The following is a 21,585-nucleotide window of genomic DNA, read 5'->3' on the forward strand; positions in this document are numbered from 1 at the left end:
GGCGCGTAACCGCACGGGCCCGGCGGGGTCAGGCGGCGGGTGCCCCGCTACCGGCCAGGATCTCGGGACGCAGCAGGTCGGCGAGCCGCCCGGCGGGCAGCAGGCCCTTCTCCAGCACCAGCTCGGCCACGCCCCGGCCGGTGGCCAGGGCCTCCTTGGCGATGTCGGTGGCGGCCGTGTACCCGATGTGCGGGTTGAGCGCGGTGACCAGGCCGATGGAGTTCTCGACGGTCGCGCGCAGCACCTCGGTGTTGGCGGTGATGCCGTTCACGCAGCGCTCGGCGAGGACGAGGCAGGCGCGGCGCAGGTGGGTGATCGACTCGGACAGGGAGTGCAGGATGATCGGCTCGAAGGCGTTGAGCTGGAGCTGCCCGGCCTCGGCGGCCATGGTGATGGCCACGTCGTTGCCGATCACCTCGAAGGCGACCTGGTTGACGACCTCGGGGATGACCGGGTTGACCTTGCCGGGCATGATCGACGAACCGGCCTGGACCGGCGGCAGGTTGATCTCGCCCAGGCCCGCGCGCGGGCCCGAGGAGAGCAGGCGCAGGTCGTTGCAGCTCTTGGAGAGCTTGACGGCGATCCGCTTGAGCACGCCCGACATCTGCACGAAGGCGCCGCAGTCCTGGGTGGCCTCGACCAGGTTGGCCGCGGTGACCAGGGGCAGTCCGGTGATCGCGGCGAGGTGCCTGCGGGCGGCCTCGGCGTAGCCGGCCGGGGCGTTGAGTCCGGTGCCGATGGCGGTGGCGCCGAGGTTGATCTCCTGGACCAGCTCGACGGCCTCGGCGAGCCGGCTGCGGTCCTCGTCCAGCATCACGGCGAACGCCGAGAACTCCTGGCCGAGGGTCATCGGCACCGCGTCCTGGAGCTGGGTGCGGCCCATCTTCAGCACGTCGCGGAACTCGACGGCCTTGTGCGCGAAGGAGTCCTGGAGGACGGCCATCGCCTTGAGCAGGCCGCGCACCGCGAACACGGTCGCGATCTTGACGGCGGTGGGGTAGACGTCGTTGGTCGACTGGCCGAGGTTGACGTCCTCGTTGGGGTGCAGGTGCGCGTAGGCGCCCTTGGCGTGGCCGAGCAGCTCCAGCGCGCGGTTGGCCACGACCTCGTTGGCGTTCATGTTGGTGGACGTGCCCGCGCCGCCCTGGATGACGTCCACGACGAACTGGTCGTGCAGCGCGCCGGCGCGTATCTCGCGGCAGGCGGCGACGATCGCGGCGGCCTTGCGGGGCTCGAGCAGGCCGAGTTCCTCGTTGGCGAGGGCGGCGGCCTCCTTGACGGCGGCCAGGGCGTCGATCAGGTGCGGGTAGGCGGAGATGGGGGTGCCGGTGATCGGGAAGTTCTCCGTGGCACGCAGGGTGTGGACACCCCAGTAGGCGTCGGCGGGTACGTCCCGGTCGCCGAGCAGGTCGTGCTCGCTACGGGTGGCGGCGGTCATGAGGGTGCGGGACCACTTTCTGTTTCTGGGGTACGGGGGTGCGGGCGCCCCGGGCGGTGGGGCGCCGGGCGGCACCGGCGGAGGTCAGGCGCAGGCCGGCAGTTCGACGGGGTCCAGCGCGCGCACCGGCCGCACGGAGCCGACCGGCCTCCCGCCGCCGAGCAGCGGCTCACCGGCGAACGCGGTCAGCAGGGCCGGGTCGACGCCCGCCCGGGCCAGCGCGGCCGCCGCGACCGGGACGCGCGCCCGGTTCGCGCCGTCGGCGATCTTGACCGCGACGGCCCGGCCGTCGGGCAGCGCGGCCACCTGGACGCCCTCGAAGCCGTCCTTGGAGAGCAGCCCGGGGACGGCCCGCATCAGCGCGGCCACGTCGCGCCGGGTGCCGGAGGCCGTCTCGGGGTGCTCGCGCATCGCGTCCGCCACCCGGGCCTCGGGCGTGCCCGGGACGGCCGAGGTGATGCGGGACAGGGCGCGGGCGAGGCCGTGCAGGGATATGGCGAACAGCGGCGCGCCGCAGCCGTCCACGGTGACCCCGGCGGCCCGCTGGCCGGTCAGGTCCTCGACGGCGTCGGCGACGGCCCGCTGGAGCGGGTGCGCGGCGTCCAGGTAGTCGGTCAGGGTCCAGCCGTTGAGCTTGGCGGTCCACAGCATGGCGGCGTGCTTGCCGGAGCAGTTCTGGGCGAGGCGGGAGGGCTGCCTGCCGTCGCGGACCCAGGCGTCGCGCTCGACGGGGTCGTACGGCATGTCGGGCACGTTGCCCAGGTCGTCCTCGGTGAGGCCGGCGAGGTCGAGGATGCGCCGGGTGCCGGCGAGGTGCCGCTCCTCGCCGGAGTGGCTCGCTGCGGCCAGCGACAGCAGGTCGCCGTCGAGCGGCAGCCCGGCCCGCAGCATGGCCACGGCCTGGACGGGCTTGAGGGCCGAGCGCGGGTAGAACGCGGCCTCGATGTCGCCGAGCTGCAGCTCGACCCGGCCGTCGGCGCCGAGGACGACGACGGAGCCGTAGTGGATGCCCTCGACGACCCCGCCGCGGACGAGGTGGGCGACGGGAGCGTGGAGGGGCTCGCGGACCAGGGGTGCGTCCGCGGGGGAACCGTTGTACATGGTTGCCTGCTTGTCGTGGGTCGCGGCGCGGATCACGCGCCGCCGGTGGGATACGTACGCGCCGGGGCCAGGTGACGGCCAGTGCGCGCGGGGTTCTGCGGGACCGGCCCGGACGTCGCCGCCGGGTGCGGGGCACAGTCGACGCGGCGCGAGCCCCGGCCGGGTGTCGCCGCCGGCCGGGGGGCACCACCGGCAGGGCGCGGGGCGTCGCCGGAAGGGAGCGGGCCGGGCGCGGACCGCGGGGCGTTCATGTTCCGGTTCCGGCTTCCGTGGGGTCCGGGCGTCCGGCGCGCACGATGTCGGTGAGGGTCGTCTCGACGCGGTCGAGGTGGTGGCTCATCGCCTCGACGGCGTCGTGCTCGCAGCCGTCCACCAGCGCCTCGACGATGGCCCGGTGCTCCCGGTTGGACTGCTCCCGGCGTCCGCCCAGCTCGTTGAGGAACGCCGACTGGCGCGCCAGCGCGTCGCGGATCTCCTCGATGACCCGGCGGAAGACGGGGTTCTGGGCGGCCTCGGCGACGGCGAGGTGGAAGAGGCTGTCCATCGCGACCCACGCGGTGGTGTCCGTCTCCCGCTCCATCCGGTCCAGGAGGTGGGCCAGGCGGTCCAGGTCCTCCGGGGTGCGGCGCGCGGCGGCGTACCCGGCCACCGGGATCTCGATGTGGCGGCGTACCTCCAGCAGGTCGCTGGCCGCGTAGTCGCCGAAGGTGGGGTCCTCGACGGCGCTCGCGACGACGAAGGTGCCCTTGCCGGTCCGGGAGACCGTCAGCCCCATCGTCTGCAGCGCGCGCAGCGCCTCGCGCAGGACGGGCCGGGACACCTCGAGGGTGCGGCACAGCTCGGCCTCGGAGGGGAGCTTGTCGCCGATCGTGTAGTCGCCGCGCTCGATGGCGCCGCGAAGGTGGCCGAGGACCGCTTCCATCGCGCTGACGCGCCGCGGTGCCGGCACACCTGTCTGGCTGTCTGACAGGTTCACGGGAGCGATCCTGCGTTCCGCGGCGGCGGGCTGTCAAGCCGGACGTATGAAAAATTCACGGGGTGCGCCACCTGCGTTCAGGTGGCGCACCCCGTGGGTGGGCTGCGGTCTTCGCTCAGCTGTTGAGCGTGCCGGTGGCGAGCAGGCCGAGGAGCGCGCCGCCGACGACGATCCGGTAGATCACGAAGGCGTTGAAGGAGTGCTTGGCGACGAACTTCAGCAGCCACGCGATGGACGCGTAGGCGACCACGAAGGACACGAGGGTGCCGACGGCGAGCGGGGCGGCGCCGACGCCCGCGCCGAGGGCGTCCTTCAGCTCGTAGATGCCGGCGCCGGTGAGGGCCGGGATGCCGAGGAAGAACGACAGGCGGGTGGCGGCGACGCGGTCCAGGTCCAGGATGAGCGCGGTGGACATGGTGGCGCCGGAGCGGGAGAAGCCGGGGAACAGCAGCGCGAGGATCTGCGAGCAGCCGACCCACATCGCGTCCTTGAACGAGGTGTCGTCCTCACCACGCTTGTGCCGGCCCATCTGGTCGGCGGCCCACATCACGCCGGAGCCGACGATCAGGGAGGCGGCGACCACCCAGAGCGAGGCGAGGGGACCGTCGATCAGCGGCTTGGCCGCGAGGCCGACCACGACGATGGGGACGGTCGCGGCGATCACCCACCAGGCGAACTTGTAGTCGTGGTGGTGGCGCTCCTCGCGGTTGGTCAGACCACGGAACCAGGCCGAGACGATCCGCTTGATGTCCTTGAAGAAGTACACGAGCACGGCGGCGATGGCGCCGACCTGGATGACGGCCGAGAAGCCGACGACGGACTTGTCGTCGACGGGGATGTTCATGAGCCCCTCGACGATCTTGAGGTGGCCGGTGGAGGACACGGGGAGGAACTCGGTCACCCCCTCGACGACTCCGAGGACGACGGCTTGACCGACGGAGATGGCGCTCATGGGATCCAGTTCTGAGGAGAGTTGGTCGACAGTGCTGTAGACAGTACTTACTATGCCGGGCCGTACGCCACGCGCCTAGGTCGTGAGGGCGCCGGCGAGGGCGACGCCCGCGAAGGCGGCGGCGAGCCCCGCCACGAGACTCGCGACGACGTTGGCGGCAGCGTAGAGCCCCGCACCCGCCTCGGTCAGCCGCAGGGTCTCGTAGGAGAAGGTCGAGTACGTCGTGAGGGCTCCGCACAGGCCGGTGCCGATCAGCAGTTGCAGGTGCGGACCTGCGGCTCCGGCCGACACGGCACCGGTGAGCAGCCCCAGGACGAGGCTGCCGGTGACGTTCACCACGAAGGTGCCCCAGGGGAAGACCGAGTCGTGTCCGGCCTGTACGGCGCGGTCGGTGAGGTAGCGCAGGGGCGCGCCGACCACGGCCCCGGCGATGACCAGCAGCCAGTTCACTCCGACTTCTCACCCTTCGGCTTCCGGCCCCTCGCCTTGGGGCTCTTCGTGTCCCCGCCCGGCCCGGGCGGACGGCCCACGTAGCGGATGACCTCGCACGCGTCGAGGGTCACCAGCCCCTCCGTGACCAGTTCGTCGAGCTGCGGCAGGAAGGCCCGGACCCGTTCCTCGGTGTCCACCACGACGATGGCGACCGGCAGGTCCTCGCTCAGGGAGAGCAGCCGGGAGGTGTGGATGCGGGAGGAGGCGCCGAACCCCTCGATGCCGCGGAAGACGCTGGCCCCGGCGAGGCCGGCCGCGTGCGCGCGGTGCACGATCTCGGAGTAGAGGGGCTTGTGGTGCCAGGTGTCGTCCTCGCCGATGTACACGGTGAGCCGCAGGGCCCGGCCGCCGAGGGATGTCATGGCTGCCTCCGGACGAGGACCGAGCGGGCGGCGGCCGAGGCCAGCCACACCGCCGCGAGCGCCGCGACGAGCGTCGCGGCGAGGTAGGCGAGGCCGGTGCCGGGGCGACCGGCGCCGACCAGCCTGCGGATGTCGACGGCGTAGGTGGAGAAGGTGGTGAAGCCGCCGAGCACGCCGGTGCCGAAGAAGGGGCGGACCAGGCGGTGCGCGGGCCGGACGTCGGTGATCAGCACCATGAACACACCCATGACGGCGCAGCCGACGACGTTGGTCCAGAAGGTCGCCCAGGGGAACCCGCCGGGCGGCGTGGGCCAGGCCAGGGCGAACCCGTAGCGGGCCACGGCGCCGAGGGCGCCGCCCGCGGCGACCACCGCCACGACGGGGGCCTGGGCGCGCCACTCGGCCCGCCGCGCGGGTGCCCGGCGGGCGCGGAGGCTCTCGGCATCCGGGGCTGTCATGCTGTGCGTCTCCTGTCCGGCCCGCCCTCACGGGTGATCACGGCCGGGCACCAGCGTACCGCCGGGTCAGCGGGCGGCGGGCAGCGCGCAGACGGCGACGCCGGGCTCCCAGAGACTGCCGAGCACCAGGTGCCGGCCGGCCCGGCAGACGCTGGTGACCATGCGGAAGCCGGACCGGCGGCGGGTGAGGCGGTGGACGACGGTGCCGTCGTCGTCCAGGGCCATCACCCCGATGGTGCCGCCCGGCCGGAAGGGGGCGCGGACGGCGGCCCGGGCGGCGGTGCGGCGCACGGCGGCGGGTGCGCGGTGCAGCAGGTCGAGCGGGGGGACCCGGGGGCCGGCGAGGGCGACCCATACGGGTCCGTCCGGGCCCTCGCGCCACAGGTTGTCGGGCATGCCGGGGAGCTCGGCGAAGGGTTCGGCCCGGCCGGCGCGCGGTCCGGTGAGGTGGTAACGGGTGAGGCGGCAGGCGCCGGTCTCGGCGATCACCAGGAACGAGCCGTCGGCGCTCGGGGCGAGGCCGTTGGCGAACTGCAGCCCGTCGAGCAGGACTTCGGGCTCCGAGGCGTCCGGCGCGAGGCGGAGCAGGCGTCCGGTGCCGGAGTGTTCCACGATGTCGCCGATCCAGTGGTCCAGCGGGTGCCGGCGGCTGGAGACGGTGAAGCAGAGGCTGCCGTCGGCGAGGGCGACCACGTTGCTGCAGAACCGCAGCCGCTCCCCCGCCGCCGAGTCGGCGAGGACGTGCACGGCGCCGCCGGGCTCCACGCGCAGCAGGCCGCGTTCGGCGTCGCAGACCAGCAGGGCGCCGTCCGGGAGGAGTTCCAGGCCGAGCGGGCGGCCGCCGGTGTCGGCGAGCGTCTCGACGCGGGCCGTGTCCGGGTCCCCGAGGTGTCGGATGCGCAGGATGCGGCCGTCCTCGGTGCCGGTGAGGACCCGTCCTTCGGGGTCGGCCACCACGTCCTCGGGGCCGCGGCCGCCGAGGGCGACGTAGTGGAGGGGGACGAGTGCGGTCGTCATGGGGGTTCCTGTCCTTCGCCGTCCGTGCGGTCCGTCCTCGTGGCCGGCCGTGAGGCCGTTTCCTAGCAGGCGGCGCCGGTTGTCACCACCCCTTCTCGAACATCCTGGCCACCTCGGCGATGCGGACCTCGTCGCGCCGGTAGTAGGTGCGACAGCGGATCCGGCGGGTGCGCAGCAGGCCGAGGCGGGTGAGGAGGTCGAGATGTGCGCGTGCGGTCCGGCGCGGCACCCCGAGCCTGGCGGCCAGGGCCCGGGCGGTGACGCCCCGCTCGCCGGGATCGCCGGGTCCCGGTCCGGGGAAGTTGGCCGCGGGGTCCTTCAGCCAGTCCAGGATGTCCCGCCGCGTGTGTCCCGAGGGAGTCCTCAGCATGGGTTCCGCCTCCGTCCGGCCTCCTCATGCGCGTGCTCCCACTGTGTCGCAGCCGGGGCGGTCGCGTCCGCGAGTCGGTGTCCCTTTGTCCGGTACCGAACGGGCGTACGACCAGGGGGGCCGGGGCGTCCGGCCCGGAGCAGCGGGGAGGGCCGGGCCGTCGCCGCACGGCCGGGCCCGTGGTGGTTCAGCGGTGGCCGAACCACGTCGCGCCGGACGGGGCGGCGAAGCGGCCCGCGGCGCGCTCGCCCGTCAGTGGTTCGGTGCCGGAGGGCTGGTGCCGGGTGGTTCGGCGCGAGCGGTCGCGGCACGGGCCGGGCGCGACGACCGGTCAGGATCGGAGAAGCGGCCGGGGCCTGCCCCGGCCTAGCGTGGAAGCACCGGCGGGGAACCCGTCGGCACCGCACCGCGAAGGAGAGTCCCATGACCGCCGGCCTGCAGACGATCATCTACCCCGTCAAGGACCTGGAGAAGGCCAAGGCCGTGTTCGCCGCCCTGCTCGGGGTCGAGCCGTACGCCGACGAGCCGTACTACGTCGGCTACAAGGCCGAGGGCCAAGACGTCGGCCTCGACCCGAACGGGCACGCCAAGGGGCTGACCGGGCCGGTGCCGTACTGGCACGTCACCGACCTGCGCGAGCGGCTCGCGGCGCTGCTGGAGGCGGGCGCCGAGCTGCTGCAGGACGCCCAGGACGTCGGCGGCGGCAGGCTGATCGCCTCCGTGAAGGACGCCGACGGCAACCTGGTGGGCCTGCTCCAGGACCCGTCCGCCTGAGCCCGCGCGGCGCCTTGCGCCCGCACTAGTTGCACACTCAACGATTGGCCGGATCGGTGCTACGGTGCGGGTATGGCAGTCAAGACGGCCGACGCCCGGCTCGAGGAGCGCTGGCGTGACATCCTCTCGGTGCACGCGCGCACGATGTGCGAGATAGACCGCGTACTGCACCCGCACGGGCTGGGCGCGAGCGACTTCGAGGTGCTGGACCTGCTCGCCGCCGAGGCGCCCGCGCACGGCGACCAGTGCCGGGTGCAGAACCTGGTCGGACGGGTCCATCTCAGCCAGAGCGCGCTGTCCCGGCTGATCGGCCGGCTGGAGAAGGAGGGCCTGGTCGAGCGTTCGGTGTGCGCGGAGGACCGGCGCGGGGTGTGGGTCGCCCTCACCCGCAAGGGCCGCGACCTGCACGCCGAGGTGCTGCCGCTGCAACGGGCCGTGCTGGAGCGGATGCTGGCCGAGCGGGCGGGCTGAGACCGGTCGCGAAAGCGGCCCTAGCAGGTCAGTTCCGTCCCGTCCGGCAGCACCTCCACCCCGAGAGCGGCCACCCGCGCGTGTTCCGGTGAGCGCGGGTCGAGCAGCGGATTGGTGTTGTTCAGGTGGGTGTAGACCCGGCGCGCGCCGGGGTGGCGGGCCAGCGCCTCCAGTGAGCCGCCGGGTCCGGTGACCGGCAGATGGCCCATGGCCGCCTGCCCGGCGCCCTTGCGCACCGCCGTGCCCATCTCGTCGGCCGCGAAGAAGGTCCCGTCCAGCAGCACGCAGTCGGCCGTCGCGCACAGGCCGTCCAGCACCGGGCTCCAGGCGCCGACGCAGGGCGCGTACACCAGCACTCCCCCGCTCGCCAGGTCCTCCACCCGGTACGCCGTGACCCACGGGCCGGGCTCGGACGCCCCGGACGGCACGTACTTGGGGATCTTGCCGCCCACCTGGTGGGCGGTGACGACCAGCCCGCCGGAGAGCACGAACCCGCCGTCGGCCAGGCTGTCGGGCCACTCCCAGGCGGCGTAGCGGCCCAGGGCCGCGCGTGCGGGGGCGAGGACGGAGCGGACCGGCGGGGCCGCGTAGACCGTGAGCCCGGCCGCTCCGCGCAGTTCGGACATGCCGGTGACGTGGTCGGCCTCGGCGTCGGTGAGCAGCACGCCGCGCAGCGGGGTGTCGCGCGGGCCCGGGCCGGGCCACAGGGCCGGGGTCCCGGTGAGCTGGGCGCGCAGGTCGGGCGAGGCGTTGAGCAGCCACCAGTCGCGTCCGTTGCCGCTGACGGCGGCGCACTCCTGGGTCCGGGAGGGCAGTTCGCCCCGCCGGGCCGCCGCGCACAGCGCGCAGGCGCAGTTCCACTGCGGGAAGCCGCCGCCTGCGGCGGTGCCCAGCAGGACGATCCTCACGGCCATCGGCTCCTTCGCACGCGTGCCCATCCTCCGCCAGGGTCTTCCCGGCCGGAGGCGCGGAACTACTCGAACACGGGGGGCAGTTCCGGCCGTCCTGGGCCGGGCCTGCGGTCCACCGGCCGCTGGGGCGGGATCGGCGCGGCGGAGAAGTCGCGGGGGCCGGTCCACAGCGCGGGCACGGCGTCGCAGCGACGGCACAGCTCGTAGGCGACCGCCTCGTAGTTGACCCGCCAGCCCCGGAAGTGCGGCCAGGCGTCCTCGGGGCCGCGCTCCGCCCGGAAGCCGGCCTCGGTCAGCATGGCCACCGCCTCGTCGAACTCGGCGAAGGTCAGCAGGATCGGGCTGCCGGGCGAGGGGTCGGGCTCGAACGGGATGCGCAGCACTCGGGCGATGTCGCGCAGGGCGCTGAACCCGGCGCGCAGCACCAGGCGCGCCTCCGGCGGTGCCTGGCGCGGGTCCAGCGCGAGCTGGAGGGCGGCCGCGTCCATGACGGCGACGAGACCGACCAGCCAGCTGCGGTGCGGGCGCGGGGAACGGAAGGTCAGCAGGGTCGGGTACGTCGAGTGGCTCTCGCCCATGTCCGAGGCCAGGCGTTCCCAGTCGCGGTACAGCTGGGGCAGCGCGGTCTCGGTGTCCACCAGCCACTGGCGGGCGAGGATCTCCGGCCCCCAGGCGGGTTCGCCGGCCCGCGCCTGGAGCAGGGTGACCTCCAGTTCACGGCGGTTGTAGGCGCCGTACAGGGTGGGCAGGTAGGCGATCTGGAGAGCGATCAGCACGGGTCCCGTGGCCGCGGCGACGAAGTCGAGCACGGACAGCTTCAGCCGGGCCTCGCTGGCGAACCCGAGCGTGAACAGGCTGGAGCCGGCCTCGCGGAACGCGGTCGCCCAGGAGAGCGGGGACAGCGCGTAGAGCAGGAGGCCGTATCCGAGCAGCGCCCCGCCGAGCCAGGTGGCGAGCATGCCGATCAGCATCAGCGGGGCGAGCCAGGTCTGCACGCGGTCGATAGCGTCGTAGCCGCCGCGCGGGGCGGTGAGCCGCAGGAGCCTGCGCAGCATCCACCACAGCCGGAAGACCAGCGCGGAGTAGAGGCCCCTGGGCACCACCAGGGTGCGCAGGATGCTGCTGAACACCAGGAGCAGGACGACTGCGCCGAGTCCGCCGGCCACCCCGGAGATCCATTCCATGGGGGCATTCTGGCGCCTGCACGCGGCAGGTGGCGGCTCACCTCGCCAGCAGGGTGCGCACCCCCTGGGAGGTCAGCGTCAGGCCGTGCTCGGAGCTGCCGTCGATGGCAAGCGAGAGGTCGTCGGCCGGCCACTGGGAGGCGAGGGCGCCGAGCGGGATCAGGCGGTAGCGGGAGACGAACGGCAGCAGGTCGGCCATCGTCCCCTCGGAGGTGAACACGGGGACGACCTGGTCGCCGTCGCTCTGTTCCAGGACGGGCAGGGCGACGGTGGTGGGTTCGGCGCCGTCCCCGTCCAGCGCGTCGTCCGGCACCGGGACGAGGACGTCGCTGTGCGCGAGGGTGTCCAGGGCGGCCTGGTCCTCGGCGTTCACCGCCAGCGCGTCGAGCGCCTGCTGGGCCGGCGTCGGAAGGTCGTCGTGTGCGGGTGTCTCCATGGCAGGTCCCCAGGTAGCGGTGGTCGTACGGTCACGCACGGGCAGAACACACCCGGGCGTGCTTCCGCGTCGCGTACCCAGGGGGGAGGGGGGCATGCGTGAGGATCCGGCGGAGGGACGGTGCCCGTCGCGCACACCGTCCCGGGGCGGCGGAGCGGCTCCTTCCGGCGCGGCCACCATCGAGATCAAGTGCGGCGACCCATCGAGATCAAGTGCGGCGACCTCGCCTGCGCCCTGGCGCACTGCAATGCCCTCGGGCACCCCGTTCGACCCGAACGCCTGACGCCCGGCACGCGTCGGGGCCCGTACCCGCCGCCGCGTACGCTGATCAGGTGCCTGAGTCCCGCCTGCGCCGTGTCGCCGTTCTCGTGCTCGAAGGGGCCAAGCCGCTCGACGTGGGCATCCCGGCACAGGTGTTCACGACCCGCGCCAGCATGCCGTACGAGGTACGGGTCTGCGGTGCCGCGCCCGGTCTCGTGACCGGTGGTGACGGGCTGTCGTACCACGCGGCGCACGGCCTGGACGCGCTGGAGTGGGCGGACATCGTCTTCATCCCCGGCTACCGCTTCCCGGACCGCGAGGACCCGCCGCCTCCCGTCGTGGACGCGCTGGTCGCCGCCCACCGCCGGGGCGCACGGCTCGCCGCCATCTCCACCGGCGCCTTCGCGCTCGCGGCCACCGGTCTGCTCGACGGCCGGCGCGCCACCACCCACTGGCACTACGCCCGGGCGCTGGCGGCGAAGCACCCGCTCGTCCGGGTCGACGAGAACGTGCTGTTCGTCGACGAGGGCAGCGTGCTGACGTCGGCGGGCGCCGCGTCGGGCATCGACCTGTGCCTGCACATCCTGCGCGGCGACCTGGGCGTCGCCGCCTCGAACCACGCGGCCCGGCGCCTGGTCGCGGCACCGTACCGCAGCGGCGGCCAGGCCCAGTACGTGCCGCGCAGCGTGCCCGAGCCGCTCGGCGAGCGGTTCGCCGCCACCCGCGAGTGGGCACTGCACCGGCTCGGCGAGCCGCTCGGCCTCGACGCGCTGGCCCGGCACGCCGGGGTGTCGGCGCGCACGTTCTCCCGTCGGTTCGCCGAGGACACCGGGTACACGCCCATGCAGTGGGTCATGCGCGCCCGCATCGACATGGCCAGGGAGCTGCTGGAGCGTTCGGAGCGCAGCGTGGAGCAGATCGCCGCCGACGTCGGTCTGGGCACCGGCGCGAACCTGCGGCTGCACTTCCAGCGCATCCTCGGCACCACCCCGAGCGACTACCGGCGCACCTTCGCGCAGGGCGAGTAGCCGGCGGCTGGCGCGATCCTTTCGAACCATGGCGATCGCGCCGCTGTCCCGTCCGGGGCGCCGCACGCGACCCTGGTGGCGAACCGAAGGGACACCATTCATGACGCGTATCGCCATCAACGGATTCGGCCGCATCGGACGCAATGTGCTGCGCGCCCTGCTCGAACGCGACAGCGACCTCGAGGTCGTGGCCGTGAACGACCTCACGGAGCCCGCCACCCTCGCGCGGCTCCTCGCCTACGACACGACGGCCGGCCGGCTCGGCCGCCCGGTGACCGTCGACGGGGACACCCTCGTCGTGGACGGCCGTCGCATCAAGGTGCTCGCCGAGCGTGAGCCGGGCAAGCTGCCCTGGGCCGAACTCGGCGTGGACATCGCGCTGGAGGCGACCGGCCGCTTCACCTCGGCCGAGGCCGCCCGCGCCCACCTCGACGCGGGCGCGAAGAAGGTGCTCGTCAGCGCGCCGTCCGACGGCGCCGACGTCACCCTCGCGTTCGGGGTCAACACCGACGCCTACGACGCGGACCTGCACACGGTCGTCTCGAACGCCTCGTGCACCACCAACGCGCTCGCGCCGCTGGCCGCCGTGCTCGACGAACTCGCCGGTATCGAGCACGGGTTCATGACGACGGTGCACGCCTACACCCAGGAGCAGAACCTCCAGGACGGCCCGCACCGCGACGCCCGCCGGGCCCGCGCCGCCGCGGTCAACATCGTGCCCACGAGCACGGGCGCCGCGAAGGCGATCGGCCTGGTGCTGCCGAACCTCGACGGCAAGCTGTCGGGCGACTCGATCCGGGTGCCGGTCCCCGTGGGCTCCATCGTCGAGCTGAACACGACCGTCGCGCGCGACGTGACCCGTGAGGACGTCCTGGCGGCGTACCGCGCGGCGGCCGAGGGGCCGCTCGCCGGGGTCCTGGAGTACTCGGAGGACCCGCTGGTGTCGGCGGACATCGTCGGCAACCCGGCCTCCTCGATCTTCGACTCGGCGCTCACCCGCGTCGAAGGCCGTCACGTCAAGGTGGTCGCCTGGTACGACAACGAGTGGGGCTTCTCCAACCGGGTGATCGACACCCTGCAGCTCCTCGCCGGCCGCTGACCGCCCGGGACGGCCCCCGCACGCCGGGGGCCGTCCCGCCGCGTCGCGGTCCCCTGGCCCCGCGCGCTCAGCTGCCGGTCGCGCCCCCGGCCAGGTGGTCGCCGCCGCCGTCCAGCGGCAGCGCGCGGGCGACGAGGAGGGCGACGTCGTCGTGCCCGGCGGGGTCGCGGAGCTGGCGCAGGAGCCGGTCGCAGGTCTCCTCCACGGAGGAGTACGGCGGCGCCAGCAGGCGCAGCAGGTCGGCCAGCCGTTCGTCGATGGGGTCGTGGCGGGTCTCGACCAGGCCGTCGGTGTACAGGACGAGGTGGTCGCCCGGCTGCAGGTCCAGCGTGGTCGTCTCGAAGGGCACGCCGCCGACGCCGAGCGGGGTGCCGGTGGGCAGGTCGAGCAGTTCGGGCGGCTTGCCCGCGCGCACCAGCACCGGGGGCAGGTGCCCGGCGGAGGCCACCTGGATGCGGCGGTGGTCCGGGTCGTACACGACGTAGACGCAGGTCGCGATGTAGGGATCGAGACCGTGCGTGATCTTGTCGAGGTGGGTGAGGATCCGGGCCGGGTCCAGGTCCAGGTCGGCGAGGGTGGAGGTGGCGGTGCGCAGCCGGCCCATGGTGGTCGCGGCCGGGATGCCGCTGCCCATGACGTCGCCCACCGTCAGAACGGTCCGGCCGCCGTCGAGCGGGATGACGTCGTACCAGTCGCCGCCGACCTCGCTGAAGGCCTGGGCGGGCAGATAGCGGGCGGCGACCTCCAGGCCGGGGTGGTGGGGCGTGAGCTGCGGCAGCAGGCTGCGCTGGAGGGTCTCGGCGGCGCTGCGGATGTGCTGGTGCAGGACCGCGTTGTCGATGCTCAGCGCGGCGGACGAGGCGAGCTCGCAGGCGAGGGTCAGGTCGTCCTCGTCGAACGGCAGCGGGTTGCGGGCGCGGGCCAGGCCCATGACGCCGATGACCTGGCCGCGGGCGATGAGCGGGACCGCCATGTCGGTGTGCACCCCGGCCTTGGCGAGCAGACGGGCGGCGTCGGGATCGGTGGCGATCCGGGGGATGTCGCGCCGCTCCAGATGGGTGATCAGCTGGGGGCGGCCGGTGCGGATGCAGTGGGCCGCCGGGTGGTCGGCGTGGTAGGTGGTGAGGCTGCCGGGCGGAACGATCGCCTCGGTGGCGTCGGTGGGGTAGGCGGTCTTCACGGCCAGGGCGCGGAACAGCGCCGGGCCCTCGCCGACGTCCCCGCGGCCCGTCTGCAGGACGGAGTCCAGGAGGTCCACGGCGACCATGTCGGCCAGGTCGGGCACCACGACGTCGGCGAGCTCCCGGGCGGTGCGCTCCACCTCCAGGGTGGTGCCGATCCGCGCCGAGCCCTTCGCGATCAGGCGCAGGCGCTGCTGGGCCTGGTCGGCCTTCACGGCCGCCCGGTAGCGGTCGGTGACGTCGACCACCACGGTGGCGAGGCCCAGGACGCTGCCGTGGTGGTCCTCCAGCCGGTAGAACGACGCCGCCCACGCGTGGTCGTGGTCGGGGTCGGCGGCGGTGCGCCCCACCACCTGCTGGTCGACCACCGGCAGGCCCGAGATCAGGACCTGCCGCATCACGGTCTCCGCGCCGAGGAACGGGGTGCCGGGCAGGATGTCGCGGAAGCCACGGCCGAGGTGCTCGTCCTCGGGGACGCCGTGCATGGCCGCGAGCGCCGGGTTGATGGCCAGGTACCTCAGGTCGGCGTCGAGGACCGCCAGCCCGATCGGTGCCTGGGTGACCAGCCGGGTGGACAGGGCCAGGTTGCGCTCCACCTGGCGCAGGGTGGTCCGGTCGGTGGCCAGGCCCAGGGCGTAGTGGTCGCCCTGGTTGTCCGTGAGCCGCATGTTGCGGAATTCGACCATCCGGGTGCTGCCGTCCTTGTGCCGGACGGGGAAAGCCCCCGCCCAGCCGCGCCCCGTCGCCATCACCTCGGCGAACAGCGTGATCGCCGCGTCCTGGTGTTCGGGGTGCAGGAGCAGCGGCGCCGCGTACTGCCCGACCGCCTCGCCGCGGGTGTAGCCGAACAGTTCCTCGGCCTGCGGGCTCCACATGTCGATCCGGCCGTCGGCCTCCAGCAGCACCGCGGCGACGCCCAGCAGGTCCAGCAGCCCGCTCGGCTCCACCGGGCCGGCCTGCGGAAAATCCGCCGGCTCCGGGCGCTGCTCCGTTCGCCTCATCGCACTCGCTCCTTCCACCTGCCGGCCCCCGCCGGTGTACCCACTCACCGCGCGGATCAGGTGAAACGCTTTTCCCGCAGGTCAGCACCCCCCATCCACCATGCGGCACGGGGGCGTCGGCGGCCACGGGAGACGCCGGCCCGGCACGCGCACGGCTGCGGCCTGCGGGGACGGGCGAGGGGTGCGGCGGGCGGTCAGGCGGGATGCGCGGCGTGCGAGGGCGTGGGCGGGGTGAGCGAGGTCGCGGGCGGGTGCGCGGCGGGCGCGCGGCGGGCGGTCAGGGACGGACACGCAGCGGCCCGCGGGCGCGCGCGACAGCCGGCCCAGACAGGGACACACGGCAGCCCCCGAGAGCGCGCGACAGCCCCTCAGACAGTGACACACGGCAGCCCGCCAAGGCCCGCGACAGCCGATCGGGCAGGGACACGCGCGGCGGCCCGCGAGGGGGCGCGACAGCCGATCGGGCAGGGGACACGCGCAGCAGCCCGCGAGGGGCGAGGACGCCCAGCAGCCCGCGAGGGCGGGCGACAGCCGATCGGGCAAGGGACGCGCGCAGCAGCCCGCGAGGGGCGCAGGCCCGCAGCAGCCCGCGAGGACGCGCGGCGGCCGATCGGGCAACGGACACGCGCGGCGGCCCGCGAGGGGCGAGGACGCGCAGCAGCCCGCGAGGGCGGGCGACAGCCGGTCGGGCAGCGGACTCGGGCGGCGCCGTCAGGCGGGGACGCGTACCGTCTCCACCCAGTCCGGCGGCTGTGGCGCGCCGGGGCCGATCAGGGCGGCGATGACGCGGCAGGGCGGGCGCTCGTCGGGCCAGGGGGTGAGTCCGTCGGTGAGGACGACGACGACACCCGGGCGCTCCCGGGCCGCGAGCGCCGCCGCGATGCCGACGCGCATGTCCGTGCCGCCACCGCCGCCCAGGGTGATCTGCTCGGCCGACGTCACCCGGGACACCGCCTGCACGTCGGCGTCACAGGCGAGCACGGTCACCCGGTTGCCCCGGATGCCCACCTCCCGCAGGACGCCGGTGACCTCGCCGAGCGCGGCGGCGAGTTCCGCGTCGCCCATGGAGCCGGAGGTGTCGACGACGACGGCGACCCGGGGCAGCGGGCGGCGCAGGCTCGGCAGGACGACGCCGCGCAGCGCCGGGGTGCGGCGCGAGGGGCGGCGGTAGGTGTAGTCGACGGCTCCGCCGGCCCAGGCGGCGGCTTCCCGGACCGCGCCGGTCAGTGCCCGCCGCCAGTCGACGGTGGGTTCCAGGACCTCGTCGGCCCAGCGCCGCCAGCCCGCGGGCAGCGAGCCGCGGGCGCGCCGGTGGGCGCGCATCGCCTCGGCGGTCTGCCGGCGCAGGGCCTGCGCCTCCGCGCCGCCCAGCCGTGCGGGCCCCGCGGACCCGGTCAGTTCCCAGGGCGCGGGGGTGCCATGGGCGCCCGATCCGCAGTCCGGCGTGCGGACGTGCGGCGGCAGCAGGTCGACGTACGCCTCGAACAGGCCGCCCTCGGGGAGGCCGAAGAGGCGGGGCTCCATCCGCCCCTCGGGCAGGCGCAGGCCGTCGGCGAGGAGGTCGTCGTTGATCTCGCAGTCCTGGGCGACGTTGACGCGGTGCGGGTCGCGCTGGGCGGCGGCCGGGAGCCGGTCGGCCCGGCCGTGGTGGTCGCGCAGCAGGTGTGCCGCCTCGTGCGTCCACACGCCCGCAAGCTCGGGCACCGGGGTCGCGTCGACGAAGGCGGGCGACACGTAGCAGCGCCAGTGCCGGTCCACGCCCATCGTCGGGACCTCCGCGCTCGCGACGACGGTCAGCGCGTACAGCGCCGAGGCCAGGTACGGCCGGTCGGTCGCGGCCCGGTAGCGGGCGGCGAGCAGTTTGGCCGTGTCCAGGGCGCGGCGGGCGTCCTCCGTCATCCCCGGCACCTCACCGGCCGGCGCCGGGCAGCGCCCCGGACATCTGGAGCAGGTCCAGGAACCCGTCGATGCCGGGCGGTACCGGCCAGTCGAGCCGGCGCATCGCCGCGAGGTCGGTGGCGGCCCGGGCGGCCACGTCCGGAACGCCCGCGTCCACGGCCTTGGCCAGGACCGCCCAGCCGGCCTCCCAGCGGGGCCGGGTGAGGTCGCTCTGGACGGCCGCGACCACCGCGATGAGGAACGCGAGCTGCCGGTCGCCGCGTTCGGGCAGCGCGAAGGCGTCCGGGTCGGCGAGGACCCGGTCGGGGTCGGGCAGGTCGAGGTGTTCGAGGTAGGACAGCAGCTCGATGCCCGCGCCGTCGCCGACGGCGCCGGTGAGCGCTGCGGCCAGCGCCTCGCGGCCCGCCCCGGCCGCGTACCCGGCCGCGAGCAGCGTGAGCGCCATCTCCCAGGTGCGCGGCGACGGCCAGGACCGGCCCCGGCTCTCGGCGTCGCCGGGGATGTGGTGGACCAGGCCGGGCCGGGCGGTGAGGAAGCCGGAGACCGCGCCCCGGGCGCGGGCGACCGCGCCGGGCACCTTGCCCGGGTCGACGACGGGCACGGCCGCCTCGGGCCAGGTGCCGGCCATGCCGCGGGCGACCGTCCGGGGGTCGTGGGTCCATTCGAGGTGCACGAACCGGTTGGCGAGCGGCGGGCTGAGGTGCCAGCCGTCCGCCGCGCTGGACGGCGGGTTGGCGGCGGCGACGATGCGCACCGGCTCCGGCAGCACCAGGCTGCCGACCCGGCGTTCGAGCACCACCCGCAGCAGCGCCGCCTGCACGGCCGGCGGCGCGGAGGAGAGTTCGTCGAAGAAGAGCAGACCCGTGCCGGCCCGGGCGAGGCGGACCGCCCAGTCCGGTGGGGCCATGGGTACGCCGGTGACGGCCGGGTCGTCGCCCACCACGGGCAGTCCGGCGAAGTCGGACGGTTCGTGCACGCTGGCGATGACGGTCTCCAGCGGCAGTCCGAGCCCGGCGGCGAGCTGTTCCAGGGCCGCCGACTTGCCGATGCCGGGCTCGCCCCAGAGCAGGACCGGCTGATTGGCCGTCACCGCGAGTGCCAGCGCCTCCAGTCGGGGGTTGGCGGCCGGTTCGGTGCGCCGGGTGCGCAGCCTGCGGTTGAGTTCGTCCGCGGCCGCCAGCGGCCCGGGGACGACGGTCGGGGCGGTGCGGTCGGTGCTCAGAACGGCAGCTCCTCCTCGTCGTCGCGGCCGTCGGCCGCGGCGTCCCTCCGGTACTCCTCCTGCTCCTCCATCCATTCGTCCCACCAGTCGGCGCCGACGTCCGGGTGCTCGCGCTGGACGCGTTCGCGGAGGAAGGCCAGGTCGGGCCGCTTGTAGCGGCGGACGAGCTGGGCGAGCGACAGTTCGGAGGCGTCGGCGACGTCGAGTCGCGCGCCGGCGGCGACGAGCGCCTTCACCAGCGCCGTCGAACCGAGGTCGTTGACCGCGACGAACAGCGGGGTGCGCTCCCGCTGGTCGCGGGCCTCCAGGTCGAGCCCCGCGGCCAGCAGCCGGGGCAGCAGCGCCTCGTGGTCGAGCTGGTTCAGCACGTGCAGCAGGGTGCGCCCGGCGGCGTCCCGCACGCGGGGGTCGACGCCGACGTCCAGGAGTTCCAGCACGCCGGGGGTGTCACCGTGCTGCGCGCGCAGGAACAGCTCCTGGCGCTGGGCCCGCAGCGCCCTCGGCAGGCGACCCGCTCCGGAGGTCCACGTCTGCTCCACGGCGAAGCATCCGGCGACGGCGCCGCCGAAGGCGCGCAGGGCGCGCTCGCGTCGCTGCTCCTCGTCGGTGTGCGGCATGCGCAGCAGGCCGCCGGGGCGGAAGGCCACCTCGTGCCATTCGCCACGGCACCGGACCCGTACGGGGGCCGGAGCCGTCGGCGCGGGCGGTCCGCTCGGGCCTTCCGGTGTCGGCAGGGCGGGGAACAGGGCCTCGCGGACGAGGGGATGCAGCTCCCCGGCGGTGACGCCGCCGACGCGCATCAGGTCGAGGTCGGGGAGCCTGCGCCACAGGGCCTCGGCGAGGAAGGGCTCGCTCTGGACCTCGTCCCGGTCGATGGCGCGTACCCGCAGGGTGCCGGAGTCCGTGAGCTCCAGCAGGACGTGGGTACGCCAGTGCGGCGTGGCGATCAGGAAGCGCCGGCCCGCGCCCTCGGACGTGAGCCGGCGGACCTCGGACTCCAGCCGGCTGTGGTCGAGCGCCATCCGGGACAGCAGATCGTCCGGCCCCGCCCGGTGCCGGCCCCTCTGCTTCGGAGGCGTCGGGTCCACTTCGACGCCGGCGGCGGCGAACGCGGCCGCCGTGTCCCCGTTCTCGTGCAGCAAGGTGGTCCACTCGGCGCGTGCCGCCGGGTCGCCGTCGCCGGGGTCGGCCGCCGGGAGTTCGTGCGCGGCCCGGGGAGTGGCGTCGGCGTGGAAGAACGGGGGCCGTCCGGCGCCACCGCCGCACCGCTCGGCCAGCTCCCCGGTGTGCCGCGCGTCCCACAGGTGCCGTGCGTGGCGCCAGTCCTCGGTGTTCCGCCCGAAGACGCCCGGGCCGCGCTCGCCCCGGAGGGTGCCGAACCGCAGGACGACGCGCTGCGGTCCCTCGGTCATCGGCGGGGTGGTGCAGTACAGGTAGGGCGTGGTGCCCGGGCGCTCGTCCGGCGCCGTGGGGCGGTAGCGGGCGAGGACGACCGTCGTGTCCGTGGCGAGCGTCGTGCGTCCGCCGAGCAGGCGCGGCAGGTGCCAGCGCAGCAGGTCGGGTGCGAGGTGGCGCAGGTCGTCCGTCAGCGCCTCGGCCACGTCGCCGCCGCAGTGCTCGGCCACCTCGTCGAGGTCGAGGGCGACATGCACGTGCGCCGCCGCGCAGGCGCCCCGCCAGTCACCGGCCAGCCGGAGTGCGGTGGCGCGCTCGATCATCCAGCGGGGCACCGCGTAGCGGCGGATCCGGCGCCGGCACGCCGCCTCCTCCGGGGACAGCGGGGGGAGGTGGGCACGGGTGCTCAACGGTAGACACTCCCTATCGCGCGCAGGTCGGGGTGCGCCCGGCCGACGGGCCGCAGCCGCTCGGTGAAGGACCGCTTCACCCTGCGGGGCAGACCCGGGCCGAGACCGACGTACTCCAGCGGGGAGCCGTCGGGCACCGCCGCCAGCAAGGTCTTGGCGCCCCGGCCGGTCAGGCCGGTGTGGCTCAGCTCGAGGCGGCGCAGGGGGCTGCCCGGCAGGGCGGCGGCCAGCGCGTGGGCTCCTTCGTCGCCGGTGGTGTTGGCGGGGGCGCCGAGGCTGCGCTCGGAGGGCGGCCGGCCCAGGTCGAGGGCCTCGATGCCGGCGAGCGAGCCGGCGAGGGCGTGGGCACCGGCGGGGCCGATGCCGTTGCCGCCGAGGCCGAGGCGGAGCGGGGCGGCGGTGTCGGCGGCCTCGGCCAGGACCGCCGCGCCCTCGTCGCCGAGGTGGTTCGCGGGCAGGTACAGCTCGCGTACTCCCGCGTCCCGGACCAGTGCCGCGAGCAGCGGGGCGGCCTCGGCGGTCAGGCCGTTGCCGCCGAGGAAGAGGCGTTCCACGGGTGCGGGCCGGCCGGCGAGGGCGTCGTACAGGGCGCGCAGACCCGCGGTGGTCAGACCCGTGTTGACGAGGTCGAGGGTGCGCAGGGTGGTGTTGCGGCGGAGCATCCCGGCGAGCGCGCGGGCGCCTTCGTCGCCGACCGGGTTGCGCTTGAGCCACAGCGCGCGGACGGTGCCGTCCGTCGCCAGGGCGTCGGCGAGGGCGGTGGCGCCCTCGGGGCCGATGCGGTTGCAGCCCAGGTAGAGCGTGCGCAGACGGTGGGCGCCGGCGGTGCCGGTGAGTGCGGCGGCGACCGTGCGGGCCCCGTCGTCGCCGATGGCGTTGGTGCCGAGCAGGACGTGCGCGGCGTGCGCCGAGACGGTGGCGACGGGCATCAGCCGGGCGGCGCCGGCCGCTCCGAGGCCCTGCTTGCACAGGTCGATCCGGCCGTCGGCGCGCACCGTGCCGAGCGGGAAGACCTCGTCGGCCTCGACCGGCCGCGCCGAACGCAGCCGGGTGAGCAGCGGTTCGAGCGCGGCGGGGTCGCTGATCGGGATGTCGGGGTGCTCGATCGCGGGGCAGCGTACGGGTGTCGGCTGCGTCATCACCACTC

At 74.9% G+C, this 21,585-nt stretch carries 21 protein-coding genes; 4 read left to right on the top strand and 17 right to left on the bottom strand.

Translation table 11 applies throughout. The annotated features are described in order from the left end of the window. Positions 1-28 precede the first annotated feature (28 nt). The 9 genes from aspA to B446_RS05085 form a co-directional block, all read right to left on the bottom strand. Entirely contained in the window at positions 29-1,438 is a 1,410-nt protein-coding gene (aspA, locus tag B446_RS05045) for an aspartate ammonia-lyase (protein WP_020938337.1), read from the bottom strand. An 84-nt stretch (positions 1,439-1,522) separates the two neighbouring features. Continuing rightward, a complete protein-coding gene (locus B446_RS05050) occupies positions 1,523-2,539 on the bottom strand; it encodes an asparaginase (RefSeq protein WP_020938338.1) in 1,017 nt (338 codons plus the stop codon). 247 nt (positions 2,540-2,786) lie between these two features. Next, positions 2,787-3,515: a FadR/GntR family transcriptional regulator gene (locus tag B446_RS05055; RefSeq protein ID WP_020938339.1), complete on the bottom strand. Its 729-nt coding sequence runs from the start codon at positions 3,513-3,515 to the stop codon at positions 2,787-2,789. 115 nt (positions 3,516-3,630) lie between these two features. After that, on the bottom strand, positions 3,631-4,467 hold the full coding sequence (locus B446_RS05060; protein WP_020938340.1) for an undecaprenyl-diphosphate phosphatase: 837 nt from the start codon (positions 4,465-4,467) through the stop codon (positions 3,631-3,633). Between the two features lie 75 nt (positions 4,468-4,542). Further along, on the bottom strand, positions 4,543-4,917 hold the full coding sequence (gene crcB, locus B446_RS05065) for a fluoride efflux transporter CrcB (RefSeq protein WP_020938341.1): 375 nt from the start codon (positions 4,915-4,917) through the stop codon (positions 4,543-4,545). After that, positions 4,914-5,321 (bottom strand): DUF190 domain-containing protein, encoded by a 408-nt coding sequence (locus tag B446_RS05070; protein ID WP_020938342.1) that lies wholly within the window; start codon positions 5,319-5,321, stop codon positions 4,914-4,916. The genes crcB (B446_RS05065) and B446_RS05070 overlap by 4 nt, the downstream gene beginning before the upstream one ends. Then, positions 5,318-5,779 carry a fluoride efflux transporter CrcB gene (gene crcB, locus B446_RS05075; RefSeq protein WP_020938343.1) on the bottom strand — a complete coding sequence of 154 codons (462 nt, stop codon included), beginning with the start codon at positions 5,777-5,779 and terminating at the stop codon, positions 5,318-5,320. Before crcB (B446_RS05075) ends, B446_RS05070 begins: the two co-directional genes overlap by 4 nt. A gap of 66 nt (positions 5,780-5,845) precedes the next feature. Beyond that, entirely contained in the window at positions 5,846-6,796 is a 951-nt protein-coding gene (locus tag B446_RS05080; RefSeq protein ID WP_020938344.1) for an SMP-30/gluconolactonase/LRE family protein, read from the bottom strand. 82 nt (positions 6,797-6,878) lie between these two features. After that, the gene (locus B446_RS05085) at positions 6,879-7,166 is read right to left on the bottom strand and encodes a helix-turn-helix domain-containing protein (RefSeq protein ID WP_020938345.1); all 288 of its coding nucleotides are present in this window, start codon (positions 7,164-7,166) and stop codon (positions 6,879-6,881) included. A 423-nt stretch (positions 7,167-7,589) separates the two neighbouring features. On the opposite strand from B446_RS05085, the gene B446_RS05090 reads away from it, so the two are divergent. Beyond that, complete coding sequence (locus tag B446_RS05090) at positions 7,590-7,940, top strand: VOC family protein (protein WP_020938346.1); 351 nt, start codon at positions 7,590-7,592, stop codon at positions 7,938-7,940. 72 nt (positions 7,941-8,012) lie between these two features. Then, entirely contained in the window at positions 8,013-8,411 is a 399-nt protein-coding gene (locus B446_RS05095; RefSeq protein ID WP_020938347.1) for a MarR family winged helix-turn-helix transcriptional regulator, read from the top strand. A 20-nt stretch (positions 8,412-8,431) separates the two neighbouring features. Here B446_RS05095 and pqqB read toward each other — a convergent pair whose 3' ends face one another. From pqqB to B446_RS05110, 3 genes are read right to left on the bottom strand one after another with little or no spacing between them, the layout of a single operon-like run. Next, on the bottom strand, positions 8,432-9,325 hold the full coding sequence (gene pqqB, locus B446_RS05100) for a pyrroloquinoline quinone biosynthesis protein PqqB (protein WP_234967455.1): 894 nt from the start codon (positions 9,323-9,325) through the stop codon (positions 8,432-8,434). Positions 9,326-9,384: 59 nt separating this feature from the next. Beyond that, positions 9,385-10,506 carry a hypothetical protein gene (locus B446_RS05105; RefSeq protein WP_020938349.1) on the bottom strand — a complete coding sequence of 374 codons (1,122 nt, stop codon included), beginning with the start codon at positions 10,504-10,506 and terminating at the stop codon, positions 9,385-9,387. 37 nt (positions 10,507-10,543) lie between these two features. Beyond that, positions 10,544-10,942 (bottom strand): SseB family protein, encoded by a 399-nt coding sequence (locus B446_RS05110; RefSeq protein WP_020938350.1) that lies wholly within the window; start codon positions 10,940-10,942, stop codon positions 10,544-10,546. A gap of 332 nt (positions 10,943-11,274) precedes the next feature. On the opposite strand from B446_RS05110, the gene B446_RS05115 reads away from it, so the two are divergent. Together B446_RS05115 and gap are read left to right on the top strand one after the other, a co-directional pair. Continuing rightward, a complete protein-coding gene (locus B446_RS05115; RefSeq protein ID WP_020938351.1) occupies positions 11,275-12,231 on the top strand; it encodes a GlxA family transcriptional regulator in 957 nt (318 codons plus the stop codon). A 100-nt stretch (positions 12,232-12,331) separates the two neighbouring features. Then, positions 12,332-13,330 carry a type I glyceraldehyde-3-phosphate dehydrogenase gene (gene gap / locus B446_RS05120; protein WP_020938352.1) on the top strand — a complete coding sequence of 333 codons (999 nt, stop codon included), beginning with the start codon at positions 12,332-12,334 and terminating at the stop codon, positions 13,328-13,330. Positions 13,331-13,397: 67 nt separating this feature from the next. Here gap and B446_RS05125 read toward each other — a convergent pair whose 3' ends face one another. The 5 genes from B446_RS05125 to B446_RS05145 all read right to left on the bottom strand — a co-directional run bounded on the left by B446_RS05125 (position 13,398) and on the right by B446_RS05145 (position 21,577). Next, positions 13,398-15,512: a SpoIIE family protein phosphatase gene (locus tag B446_RS05125; RefSeq protein WP_020938353.1), complete on the bottom strand. Its 2,115-nt coding sequence runs from the start codon at positions 15,510-15,512 to the stop codon at positions 13,398-13,400. Between the two features lie 711 nt (positions 15,513-16,223). Continuing rightward, entirely contained in the window at positions 16,224-17,411 is a 1,188-nt protein-coding gene (locus B446_RS05130; protein WP_020938354.1) for a DUF2201 family putative metallopeptidase, read from the bottom strand. A gap of 10 nt (positions 17,412-17,421) precedes the next feature. Then, positions 17,422-18,708: an AAA family ATPase gene (locus B446_RS05135; RefSeq protein ID WP_078614640.1), complete on the bottom strand. Its 1,287-nt coding sequence runs from the start codon at positions 18,706-18,708 to the stop codon at positions 17,422-17,424. Continuing rightward, complete coding sequence (locus tag B446_RS05140) at positions 18,630-20,438, bottom strand: ankyrin repeat domain-containing protein (RefSeq protein ID WP_020938356.1); 1,809 nt, start codon at positions 20,436-20,438, stop codon at positions 18,630-18,632. Before B446_RS05140 ends, B446_RS05135 begins: the two co-directional genes overlap by 79 nt. Then, a complete protein-coding gene (locus B446_RS05145; RefSeq protein ID WP_020938357.1) occupies positions 20,435-21,577 on the bottom strand; it encodes a hypothetical protein in 1,143 nt (380 codons plus the stop codon). Before B446_RS05145 ends, B446_RS05140 begins: the two co-directional genes overlap by 4 nt. Between the last annotated feature and the right edge of the window lie 8 nt (positions 21,578-21,585).

Source organism: Streptomyces collinus Tu 365 (assembly GCF_000444875.1).
Classification (GTDB): domain Bacteria; phylum Actinomycetota; class Actinomycetes; order Streptomycetales; family Streptomycetaceae; genus Streptomyces; species Streptomyces collinus_A.